This is a genomic window from Sulfitobacter guttiformis (assembly GCF_003610455.1).
In the GTDB taxonomy this organism is placed as follows: Bacteria; Pseudomonadota; Alphaproteobacteria; order Rhodobacterales; family Rhodobacteraceae; genus Sulfitobacter; species Sulfitobacter guttiformis.
In genome coordinates this window covers 249,578-261,186 of record NZ_RAQK01000002.1, presented here as the reverse complement: position 1 = coordinate 261,186, position 11,609 = coordinate 249,578, and the positions used below count along the sequence as shown (strand labels likewise).

General features: G+C 55.7%; 11 protein-coding genes. 6 read left to right on the top strand and 5 right to left on the bottom strand.

All coding sequences use genetic code 11. The features are described from left to right. The first annotated feature begins 110 nt into the window (after positions 1-110). Genes C8N30_RS13920 through C8N30_RS13900 form a run of 5 tightly spaced genes read left to right on the top strand, consistent with a single transcriptional unit; the run spans position 111 to position 4,297 of the window. Entirely contained in the window at positions 111-893 is a 783-nt protein-coding gene (locus tag C8N30_RS13920; RefSeq protein WP_025062188.1) for an ABC transporter ATP-binding protein, read from the top strand. Beyond that, positions 890-1,708 carry an ABC transporter ATP-binding protein gene (locus C8N30_RS13915; protein ID WP_025062189.1) on the top strand — a complete coding sequence of 273 codons (819 nt, stop codon included), beginning with the start codon at positions 890-892 and terminating at the stop codon, positions 1,706-1,708. Before C8N30_RS13920 ends, C8N30_RS13915 begins: the two co-directional genes overlap by 4 nt. 2 nt (positions 1,709-1,710) lie before the next feature. Beyond that, positions 1,711-1,950, top strand: coding sequence for a hypothetical protein (locus C8N30_RS13910; protein ID WP_025062190.1), 240 nt, complete (start codon positions 1,711-1,713; stop codon positions 1,948-1,950). After that, positions 1,950-2,963 carry a branched-chain amino acid ABC transporter permease gene (locus tag C8N30_RS13905; RefSeq protein WP_025062191.1) on the top strand — a complete coding sequence of 338 codons (1,014 nt, stop codon included), beginning with the start codon at positions 1,950-1,952 and terminating at the stop codon, positions 2,961-2,963. Before C8N30_RS13910 ends, C8N30_RS13905 begins: the two co-directional genes overlap by 1 nt. Beyond that, a complete protein-coding gene (locus tag C8N30_RS13900; protein ID WP_025062192.1) occupies positions 2,960-4,297 on the top strand; it encodes a branched-chain amino acid ABC transporter permease in 1,338 nt (445 codons plus the stop codon). Before C8N30_RS13905 ends, C8N30_RS13900 begins: the two co-directional genes overlap by 4 nt. Positions 4,298-4,400: 103 nt before the next feature. Here C8N30_RS13900 and C8N30_RS13895 read toward each other — a convergent pair whose 3' ends face one another. Then, the gene (locus tag C8N30_RS13895) at positions 4,401-5,999 is read right to left on the bottom strand and encodes a helicase HerA-like domain-containing protein (protein WP_232222807.1); all 1,599 of its coding nucleotides are present in this window, start codon (positions 5,997-5,999) and stop codon (positions 4,401-4,403) included. 465 nt (positions 6,000-6,464) lie between these two features. Here C8N30_RS13895 and C8N30_RS13890 point away from each other — a divergent pair, with 465 nt between their 5' ends. After that, positions 6,465-7,133, top strand: a complete 669-nt coding sequence (locus C8N30_RS13890) for an invasion associated locus B family protein (protein ID WP_025062194.1) — start codon at positions 6,465-6,467, stop codon at positions 7,131-7,133. A gap of 68 nt (positions 7,134-7,201) precedes the next feature. Here C8N30_RS13890 and C8N30_RS13885 read toward each other — a convergent pair whose 3' ends face one another. The 4 genes from C8N30_RS13885 to C8N30_RS13870 are packed head-to-tail and all read right to left on the bottom strand — an operon-like array spanning position 7,202 to position 11,458. Continuing rightward, complete coding sequence (locus C8N30_RS13885; RefSeq protein WP_025062195.1) at positions 7,202-8,410, bottom strand: beta-ketoacyl-[acyl-carrier-protein] synthase family protein; 1,209 nt, start codon at positions 8,408-8,410, stop codon at positions 7,202-7,204. Continuing rightward, a complete protein-coding gene (locus C8N30_RS13880; RefSeq protein ID WP_025062196.1) occupies positions 8,410-8,670 on the bottom strand; it encodes an acyl carrier protein in 261 nt (86 codons plus the stop codon). The genes C8N30_RS13885 and C8N30_RS13880 overlap by 1 nt, the downstream gene beginning before the upstream one ends. A gap of 35 nt (positions 8,671-8,705) precedes the next feature. Then, positions 8,706-9,797 (bottom strand): UDP-3-O-(3-hydroxymyristoyl)glucosamine N-acyltransferase, encoded by a 1,092-nt coding sequence (gene lpxD, locus C8N30_RS13875; RefSeq protein WP_025062197.1) that lies wholly within the window; start codon positions 9,795-9,797, stop codon positions 8,706-8,708. 29 nt (positions 9,798-9,826) lie between these two features. Next, complete coding sequence (locus C8N30_RS13870) at positions 9,827-11,458, bottom strand: L,D-transpeptidase family protein (RefSeq protein WP_409373596.1); 1,632 nt, start codon at positions 11,456-11,458, stop codon at positions 9,827-9,829. Positions 11,459-11,609 lie beyond the last annotated feature (151 nt).

The window sequence follows — 11,609 nt, the reverse complement described above, 5'->3', positions numbered from 1 at the left end:
TGCCCTTTGGGGCAACAGCATAAGACAGCCCGGGGACATCTCCGGGCTGTTTTTACAAAAGCGGGAACCCTGTGCAATGATGCGGGGCGTGCAAAACAGGGATAACATATATGATCGTCGTCGACGGTTTACACAAGCATTTCGGGGGCTTTCACGCCGTTGATGGCGCAAGCCTCACGATTGAAGAAGGCTCTATCACTGGTCTCATCGGCCCGAATGGCGCAGGTAAGACTACTCTTTTCAATGTGATAGCAGGCGTTCTTCAACCGACATCGGGTCGGGTGATGATGGCGGGCGAGGATATCACCGGCTTGCCGCCGCACACGTTGTTTCACAAGGGGCTCCTCCGGACGTTCCAGATCGCACACGAGTTCCACTCTATGACGTGTCGCGAGAACCTGATGATGGTCCCCGGCGGTCAATCGGGCGAGACCCTTTGGAACACATGGTTTGGCCGCAAGCGCATTGCAGACGAAGAACGCGCCCTTCGCGCAAAAGCGGACGAGGTTCTGGAATTTCTGACTGTCGAGCATTTGGCGGACCAGAAGGCCGGCCAGATATCGGGCGGCCAGAAGAAACTGCTCGAACTGGGGCGCACCATGATGGTGGACGCCAAGATCGTATTTCTCGACGAGGTGGGCGCTGGTGTGAACAGGACCCTTCTCAACACAATAGGTGACGCCATCCTGCGCCTCAACAAAGAGCGCGGCTATACTTTCGTCGTGATCGAACATGACATGGATTTCATCGGACGCCTGTGTGATCCGGTGATCTGTATGGCCGAAGGTCGCGTGCTGGCCACTGGCACCCTGCCCGAGATCAAAGCAAACGAGCAAGTTATCGAGGCTTATCTCGGCACGGGCCTCAAGAACAAAGAACAGGTGGGCGCATGAGCGATCCATACGGCGACCGCGGTAACAAAGATCTCTCGGTGGGTAACCCCAAGGGGCAAGGATCGATCATGCCAAAAGCAAGTGGTAAGACACATGCTTCACCTGGTGGTCCTTTCCTGATTGGCGACACCATGACCGGCGGGTATGGCAAAGGTCCAGACATCCTGCACGGCTGTACGATTTCTGTCGATAAGGGTGAGATTGCCGTGATTGTTGGTCCTAACGGTGCTGGCAAATCCACCGCGATGAAGGCCGTTTTTGGCATGCTTGATGTGCGGTCAGGCTCCGTCAAGCTTGATGGTGAGGATATTACCGGTCTGAGCCCGCAAGCGCGTGTGAGCAAGGGGATGGGGTTTGTGCCGCAGACCTCGAACATCTTTACGTCCATGACCGTGGAAGAAAACCTCGAAATGGGCGCATTTATCCGCCGCGACGATTACCGCGATACGATCGCGCAAATTTATGACCTCTTCCCGATTCTGAAAGACAAACGCTATCAGGCGGCGGGCGAGCTATCAGGTGGCCAGCGCCAACAGGTGGCAGTTGGTCGCGCGCTGATGACGAAGCCCAAAGTATTGATGCTCGACGAGCCGACAGCGGGTGTGTCCCCCATCGTGATGGACGAGCTGTTTGACCGGATCATCGAAGTGGCCCGTACAGGCATCCCGATCCTGATGGTAGAGCAGAACGCCCGACAAGCCCTTGAGATTGCCGACAAAGGCTATGTTCTGGTTCAGGGTGCGAATGCCTTTACAGGCACGGGCAAAGAACTGCTGGCCGATCCTGAAGTGCGCAAATCGTTTTTGGGGGGGTGAGGATGTTTACAAAATCAGCGTTTCTACTGTCATATCTCATCGCCACTTTGGGTATTTTCCGCATCACAACTGGATTTTTAGTGGTGAATAGTCCAGATTTATCCGCCAGATATCTCGGAACAACAGAGCCAGGGTCAGCCATCGATGGCGGTATTTACTATATAATATTTGCTGTCGGACTTGGAGTAATTGCCGAAATGAGCCGTTCGCTTAAAAAACTAGCTGCGGTGGAGTACAAATAATGGATTTTCTCAACGCAATCGTCGCACTTGCGAATTACGTGCTGATCCCTGGCATTGCCTATGGCAGCCAACTGGCAATCGGCGCGTTGGGCGTAACGCTGGTGTACGGCATTCTGCGGTTCTCTAACTTTGCCCATGGCGATACGATGGCCTTTGGCACAATGATCACCATTCTGCTGACATGGTGGATGCAATCGGTGGGGATCAACCTCGGGCCGTTGCCTACTGCGCTACTCGCCCTGCCCTTTGGAATATTGGGCTGTATTGGTCTGGTGCTGATTACGGACCGGGTCGTCTACCGCTTTTACCGCGTGCAAAAGGCCAAGCCGGTTATTCTGGTAATCGTCTCGATGGGTGTGATGTTTGTGATGAACGGTATCGTGCGGTTTATCATCGGGCCGGACGACCAAAACTTTTCCGACGGGTCGCGTTTCATTATCTCAGCGCGGGATTTCAAGACGATGACCGGCCTTGATGAAGGTTTGGGCATTCGCACCACGCAGGTGATCACCGTTGTAACAGCAATTGTTGTGGTGGCCGCGCTTTTTTGGTTCCTCAACAAGACGCGGGCGGGAAAATCCATGCGCGCTTATTCCGACAATGAGGATCTGGCGTTGCTGTCGGGGATCAACCCCGAGCGTGTCGTGATGATGACATGGATCATCGTGGCCGCGCTAGCAACTATTGCCGGCACGCTTTACGGCTTGGACAAGTCGTTCAAGCCTTTCACCTACTTCCAGCTTCTGCTCCCGATATTTGCCTCTGCGGTTGTGGGGGGGATCGGTAGCCCGCTGGGAGCTATCGCCGGCGGTTTTGTCATAGCGTTTTCGGAAGTTACCATCACATACGCCTGGAAGCTGGTCCTGGGATATATGATGCCCGAAGGGTTGGAGCCTTCCAGCCTCGTACAGTTGATGTCTACAGATTATAAATTCGCCGTAAGCTTTGTGATCTTGCTGATCGTGCTTTTGTTCAAGCCTACGGGCCTCTTTAAAGGGCAGTCCACAACATGACCGACACTGTAAAAAATACAGCGCTGTTTGCGCTGGTCTTTGGACTCATCATCATTTCCGGTTTCTTCCAGGGCTGGAACAACGCAATGTTCATCGTGAACATGGGTTTGATTTCTGCGGTGATGGCAATTGGCGTAAACCTTCAATGGGGTTTTGCTGGATTATTCAATGTGGGCGTGATGGGGTTTGTCGCGCTTGGCGGATTGGCGGCCGTACTGGTGGGCATGCCAGCAACACCCGGAGCATTTAGCGCAGGCGGTCTCGGTGTTGTCGTAGCGCTGCTGCTGGGTGCAGCGACAATTATCGCGGCGGTTATCGTTTACAGGCGGATGGCTGCAGGGCGTAACCGAAACCTTGCTATTACTGCGATCCTGATTTTCGGATTTTTTGTATTCCGCGGATTTCTGGACCCGAGTGTTTCTGCCATCGAGAGCGTAAACCCTGCGGCGACCGGATACCTTGGCGGGCTTAACCCCGGATCTCAGGATACGTACCGCGACAACGGGTGGATCATGCTGATCGCCTGGCCTGTTGGTGGCTTGTTTGCCGCTGCGGCAGCATGGATGATCGGGAAAGCGGCACTGGGCCTGCGGTCTGACTACCTTGCGATTGCAACGCTCGGTATTGCCGAAATCATCATCGCCGTCATGAAAAATGAAGATTGGCTGACACGGGGGGTCAAGAACGTGGTCGGCGTACCGCGCCCTGTTCCCTACGAGCTGGACTTGCAGAATTCGGCGGCCTTCGTCGAACGAGCTGCGTCACTCGGGTTCGATCCGGTTGAAGGATCGACGATCTGGGTAAAGCTCCTTTATGCAGTGCTGTTCGCGATTGTTCTGGGTATTATTTTCTGGCTGAGCCAACGGGCGCTGAACTCTCCTTGGGGGCGTATGCTGCGGGCGATCCGCGACAATGAGGTGGCGGCCGAGGCCATGGGCAAAGACGTGACAGCGCGTCACTTGCAGGTGTTCATTCTGGGGTCTGCCGTTTGCGGGATTGCCGGCGCAATGATGACGACCCTTGATGGACAGCTCACTCCCGGCAGCTACCAGCCGTTGCGCTTTACCTTCCTGATCTGGGTGATGGTGATTGTAGGTGGTTCAGGAAGCAACCTTGGCGCAATCCTTGGCGGCTTCCTGATTTGGTTCTTGTGGGTTCAGGTAGAGCCGATCGGTCTGTTTGTTATGGACATCATCACCTCCGGTATGTCCGACGACAGCTGGTTGCGGGCGCATCTGATCGACAGTGCGGCGCAAATGCGCCTCATGACCATGGGTGTGATCATGATCCTTGTCCTGCGCTTCAGTCCACGCGGATTGATACCGGAAAAGTAGAATTTTGGTGGTACTGCGCGGAGGCTGCGGGACCATGGAATTTTCACAAAACAAAGAAAGGGCGCGCCGCAGTAATCGGCGCGCCCTTTCTTGTCGATATGACTTAGCGGCCTTTGAACAACCCGCCCAAAATGCCCCGTACGATACGGCGGCCTGTGGTACCTTTGAGCTCCTTGAGGAATACGTCCGCAATGGCACCTCCGATGCCATCGGTGCCTGACGATCGCCGACTTGACGTGCGCGTAGCGGTGTTGGAAGTGTTTTTTCCGGCGTAGCGGCGGGCCTGTTTGAAATCACGTAGAGAGGGTGTGTCGGCTTGCGCAGTTTTGGCCGCCTTTGCTTCTTCCTCGGCCTTAGCGATTGCGGCTTCGGCCGCTTGCGCCTCGGCTGCGGCGGTCTCGGCGCGTCCGCGCAGTGTCTCAAAGGCGCTTTCACGGTCAAGAGGCGTGTCATATTTGCCTGCCATACCACTGGTTGCCATCAACGTCTTTCGCTGCTCGGCGGTGATAGGCCCCAATTGCGATGACGGCGGGCGGATAAGCGTGCGCTCAACAATTCCCGGAACACCTTTTGGCTGGAGCATGGATGTAACTGCCTCGCCGACACCTACCTCGCGGATCGCCTCTTCAGTGCTGAAGGAGGGATTGTTGCGGTAGGTTTGGGCGGCCAGTCGCAATTCCTTTTGGTCTTTTGCGGTAAAGGCGCGCAAGGCATGCTGCACACGGTTGCCAAGCTGTCCTAAAATATCCTCCGGCACGTCGGCGGGGTTCTGACTAATAAAGTAGACACCGACCCCTTTCGAGCGGATCAAGCGGGCGACCTGCTCGACTTTGTCGATCAGTGCTTTGGGGGCACCGTCAAAGAGCAAATGCGCCTCGTCGAAGAAAAAGACCAGTTTGGGTTTGTCAGGATCACCCACTTCGGGCAACTCCTCGAAGAGTTCTGACAATAGCCACAACAGAAAGGTGGAATAGAGTTTGGGCGCGCCCATTAGCTTGTCTGAGGCAAGAATATTGATCATGCCCCGCCCGTTTGTATCGGTGCGCATGAGATCCGACAAAGCAAGCGCAGGCTCGCCAAACAACTTGGTCCCGCCTTGGTTTTCCAGTACCAGCAGACTGCGCTGGATGGCACCCACGGAGGCGGTCGAAACGTTCCCGTAGCGAAGCGACAGATCCTTTGCATTCTCTCCTATCCAGACCAGTAGCGCCTGTAGATCCTTGAGATCAAGCAGTGCCATTCCGTCTTCGTCGGCGAGGCGGAATGCAATGTTCAATATCCCCTCTTGTGCATCCGTGAGGCCAAGAAGCTGACCCAGCAACAGCGGTCCCATTTCCGAGACGGTAGTCCGCACGGGATGCCCCTGCTCACCGAACATGTCCCAAAACGTGACGGGAAAGGCCTCGTATCCGAAATCCGTCAGGCCAATCTTTTGTGCCCGTTCGGTGAAGGGTGTGTGAAGTTTATGCGTAGGATCGCCCGCAATAGCCAGACCACTAAGATCGCCTTTCACGTCCGATAAAAAAACCGGTACGCCGGCTTTTGAAAAGCCTTCGGCCATGATCTGGAGTGTGACGGTTTTACCCGTGCCCGTTGCCCCCGCAACCAGCCCGTGGCGGTTGGCATATTTGAGCGACAAAAATTGCTGCGTGCCATAGTCGGGACCACCGCCGCCCATTAAAAGATCAGAACTCACAATCATAGTCTCCTGCAATTAAACGGGTGCAAAGGCATCCTGCGCCGTACCGCACCGCACGAGCATACTAACTTAACCTTTAGGCGCCATAGTGAAATGGTCAGCACTGCAGATGTCCCTGACGTGCTGACGCTTCCTCCCTGTCAGACTTGCCGTACCTTAGGGTACGGCATTTTTTTCACACCGTTGACCCTTGCGGTCTCGAAATAGCTTAATTTCGGTTGACCGTTGGCGTTGTGTTGCATATCGTCTCCAGAATAAGTCGGCACAGTCCGACAGGGAGTTACCACTACCGAAAGAGAGGGCGCGCTGTGCCCTCTTTTTTTATGGCGTTAGGATGGGTCCGCGCTGTGTTGCAGGCATGTTAAGCAAAAAAGCGCTGTATCGCCCCCATGTCTCCCAGCTATCCCCCTGACAAGCCAGCCGGAGAATGCTAAGGCGGATTAACAGTAAACAAACGACGGATTTCCCATGACAAAATTTTTGACGGCTCTGCCACTTTTTGCAGCTCTGACTGTATTGGTACCAGCCGCAGCTTTCGCGCAGACCGCAACGCCACCCGCAGCCGATGGCGCGATAACGGTCACTGAAACCGAAGCGCCAGAGACCGGAGAGACGAAAACCGAGGATTTGCTTAGCCTTGGCGAGGATGCGAATGCCGCACCTGCTGCGAACCCCGAGCCGGTCGTGGGTCAGCCCTATACCCGCGAAGTCATTGGATCGTGGGAAATGCGCTGTCTCAAAGCCGAAGAAGGTGAAGAGCCCTGCCAGATGTATCAGTTGATGAACGATGGCGAGAATGTTCCGGTTGCCGAAGTATCGCTGTTCCGTTTGCCTGATGGCGGCAAAGCGGTCGCTGGTGCGACGATTATCGTTCCACTTGAAACCGCATTGACCCAGCAGCTCACCCTCTCGATCGACGGAGGCAAGGCGCGCCGCTATCCGTATGCATTCTGTAATCCTGTCGGCTGTTATGTGCGCTTGGGTTTGACTGCCGAAGACATCGCTGCATTCAAGCGCGGCAAACAGGCGACGATGACAATTGTTCCGGCGCTAGCGCCAGATCAGAAGGTGGCGCTGACGCTGTCGCTCGCTGGATTTACCGCATCATACGATAAGGTTTCTGTTCTGGACCAGTAATCTGGACAGGATAAAACTGCAAAAGCCGCTCCAATTGGGGCGGCTTTTTTTATCTCCGTTATAGTGTATCAGATATTGCGCAGAGCGATCACAGCATTCATGCCGCCAAAAGCAAAAGCGTTGCTGAGGGCAACCTCCACTTTTGCATCGCGTGCCGTGTTTGGCACAACATCGAGTGCGCATTCAGGGTCGGGTGCGATATGGCCGATCGTGGGCGCGATCACACCATCGCGCAACGCCATAATGCAAGCGAGCACCTCCACCGCGCCAGTGCCGCCGATCAGGTGGCCATGCATAGACTTGGTCGAGCTGATCATCAGGTTGTCTGCATGCCCCCCGAAAACCTCTCTCACAGCGGAGCATTCGGTTTTATCGTTCGCCGCCGTACCGGTGCCATGGGCGTTGATATAGCCTACTTTCGTCGCATCAATATTTGCGTCCCTCAGCGCACCTTTCATGGCCCGTACAGCGCCGTCTTTTGACGGCATGACGATGTCGGATGCATCAGATGTCATCGCAAATCCTGCAACCTCGCACAGGATTTCTGCGCCGCGGGCGCGGGCATGCTCGTAATCTTCGAACACGAATATCCCTGCCCCTTCGCCCTGCACCATACCATTACGCCCAAGCGAGAAAGGACGGCATGCATCGCGCGACATGACGCGCAATCCTTCCCATGCTTTTACACCGCCAAAGCACAACATCGCTTCTGATCCACCGGTAACCATCACATCCGACATGCCCGAGCGGATCATGGCAAAGGCTTGTGCCATGGCATGGTTCGAGGAGGCGCAAGCAGTAGACACGGTATAGCTGGGGCCTCGCAGGTTCCACTCCATGCTGACATGCGCAGCAGCGGCGTTGTTCATAAGGCGCGGCACAACAAAGGGATGTACGCGGTTTTTACCCTCTTCATAGACAGCACGGTAGTTATCATCGGTAGTGCCAATGCCGCCGCCCGCTGTGCCCAGCACAACGCCGGATGTATCAGCCAGCGCCTCCGTGAAGGTCAGGCCCGACTGCGCAATCGCTTCGCGGGCAGCGATCATTGTGAATTGGGTAAACCGGTCATAAAGGGATCGATGCTGCCGGCTGAAAAGCGCCTCCGGATCAAACCCTTTGACCTGCCCGCCGATCTGGATTTGCAGCCGCTCTACATCGCGTACATCCAAGGGGCAGATCCCGCAGACCCCTTCGCGCATTGCTGCCATTGTCTCGGCCACCGAATGCCCCAGCGCGTTGACCGTGCCAGCGCCTGTTATGACAACGCGCCTCATCAGGCCGCTTGTTCTGCGCGCAAACGCTCTATTCCTGCGACGATGCTGGCCACGGTGCTGATATCAAAATCGGACTCACGGGGCGCGTTAGCGTTGAACGGCACAGTAATATTGAACGCCTCCTCGATGGCGAAGATACTCTCGACGAGGCCCAAACTATCGATGCCGAGACTCGCGAGTGTGCTGTCCATCGACACATCTTGCGGCTCAAGCAATGCCTGCTCTGCAATGATCGCGATTACCTGATTTTTGACGTCCATGGGGGTCTTCCTTTAGGCTGCCTTATGCACAGCATTTAGGCATCCTTGTCGGCGTTGAAAACCGCCTTTTTCAATTCCACTACGTCACGCATAAGGCGGGGCAACCGGCGTAGCGCTTTGTAGCCCTCTACTTGCTTGTCCATCTGCGTGGCGGGGTATCCCAGCATGGTGCGACCCGCAGGGACGTTTGACATCAGCTTAGTGCCGCCACCGGCAATCACTCCGTCACCAACGAATATATTATCGTTAACGCCGCATTGGCCTGCCAGCACTACATTGTTGCCGATAGTGGCAGATCCCGCGATGCCGACCTGTCCGCAAATCAGGCAATTGCGCCCAATGACGACATTATGGCCCATATGCACCTGATTATCCAGCTTGGTACCATCGCCGATCTTCGTATCGCGAATGGTACCGCAATCGATCGTCGCACCCATGCCGATTTCCACATCGTTACCGATCGTTACCGATCCTAGCGAATGAATACGCGTCCAGTCCTGAGCTTTTGCATCGCCCTGATCTCCCAGCGTCTTGCGCACGCTTTCCACGTTTGAAGGCTCGGCAGTCACAAAAGAGAAACCGTCGCCCCCGATGCGCGCGCCTGGTTGGGCAATAAAGCGGTCGCCGATGGTGACGCGCGCGCCGATGCTCACCGCTTCGCGAAGGTATGCGCCTGCACCCAGTGTCGCATTCCAGCCTATGAAGCATTGGGGGCCAATCACGCTGCCTGCGCCGATCCTCGCACCTTTCGAGATGACAGCAAGCGGTCCAACACTCACGTCCGCGCCCAAAACGGCCTCTGGATCGACAAAAGCGGTTGGATGGATTCCTGTTGCGTATCCCTGCCCCTGATCCAGCATTCCGGTAAGCCCTGCCATGGCAAAACGCGGGCGTGGCGCTATAATGGCAGCCTCAAGCCCTAGGGCCTCCCAATCAGCGCCTTCCCACAGCATCGCCACACGGGCGCGCCCTTCCGCCAGGCTTTCTGCAAACTTCAGGCTCATTGCGAGAGCCAGATCATCGGGACCTGCCATCGCTGGTTCGGCAGCACGAGTGATCAAAATATCTGTGGCGCCGAAGGCTGATGCCCCCAACGCCACTGCGATTTCTTTAACGGTGTAGGTCATGTCGCGCTCCGGATGGGTTGCGCGCAGGATTAACCCTGAACGCGGTTGAGTTCTACCCCTGCCTTTTGGAGCGCCTCCCAGATCAGCGCATCACGGCCGTAAACGTCACGGCGAAAATTCAGGTTGCCGCGGCTGTCAGTGAAAGCGGTGCGGTAAATCAGGTGTACCGGAACAGGCTCCACCAGATTTACACGGGATTCGCGACCTGTCCCCAACTGCGCCTTGAAAAAGCCCATCGGATCCGCTTCTTGCCTGGCCAGCAACGCCTCGGCGAAGTCGAAAGGATCCTGAAGGCGGATACAGCCATGGCTGAAGGCCCTCACTTCGCGGCTGAACAGCGATTTTGAAGGCGTGTCGTGTAGATAGATGTTGTATTGGTTCGGGAACATGAACTTTACCAATCCCAGCGCGTTGGAGGAGCTGGGGGGCTGACGCATGGAATATGGAAACGTGCGGGCCGTGTAATTGGCAAAGTTAGCTGACCCGCGATTGACCACACGCCCATTTCTGTCTGTGATTTCAATATGGCGCACGGCGTTAGGATTGTTGCGCAATGCGGGTAAATATTCATTTACCACGATAGAGCGCGGGACATACCAGCTCGGGTTAATGACCATATGAGTCATGACGTCCGAGAACTCCGGCGTCGGACGGTCGGATTCGTTTGCCCCCACAACCGACCGGGTTTCGAAGGTGACGCGGCCGTCATCGACAACTTTGGCAGTGAAATCAGGAATATTCACAAGGATATGGCGCTTGCCGAGATCCTTGTTGAGCCAGCGCTCCCGCTCAAGGGAGACGACGACGGATTTTAGTCGGCTATCGATACTCTCGTTGATCTGGGAAATGGTATCGCTACCAGCGACGCCGTCCGCCGTGAGGCCATGCGCAGTCTGGAATGCACTCACGGCGTCAGACATCACGGCATCATAGGTTTTTGCGTTCGAGCGGTCGAGATATCCCATCACCATCAACCGGCTGCGCAGCGCCAGAACCGCCGGGCCAGAATCGCCGGGAGCAAGCGAGGCTGCATTCACAGCAGGCCCCCACCCGCCACGAGCCGATTGTTCCTGAAGCAGCATTTTTTGCTTCATCAACGCGGCATATTCAATTGTGCGCGGTGCTAGGCTGCGCAGATAGGCGGCAGGCTGCGCAGACAAAAATCCTGAAATCAGCTCTTCGCGATCAGTATAAGAAACTTCGCGCTTGATTGCGCTGACAACCTTGCCAGGGACAAGAGCGCCACTCTGGATATCGCGGGCATATTGCAAGAACATGCGCGTCATCTCGACCTCGATCAAACCCAGATCACGGGCAGAGCGGGCATTTTTCATCTGCCGCTCAAGCGTGTCCGCATCATAACGGGCAATCGGCAGACCGTGGTCGCCTGCGTGGCGCAGCGCATCGAGCAAGGCCGCGCGGCGCGCCTGATGTAGTTCGCCCGCGCCGGTCCACACGCCTTCAAAATTTTGTTCGCGGTAAAATTTTGCGATGTCTGCGTCACGCGATCCTGTTTCAGCCACGGCCTGTTTAAAAGCAGTCGTAACTTCCGCGCTCAGTGGTAGGGCAGGCGCGATAAACAGTACGCCGAGAAAAAGCGCCATGGCAGCGGATGTCGCGGCTGTGCGCGGTGCGTAGAATTTAGGCAGACGTAGCAACATAAGTGTATCCCCGGAAAGACTTTTCTTCCTTTTATCCAGTGTTCTTTTCGGCAAAGAGTGCGGGTTAGTCCACTCACAATTGCGATATTATTCATAATATCGGTAATTTGGTGCCAAAAGCACATCAGACGCGGATGCTGGCACCTGCTGA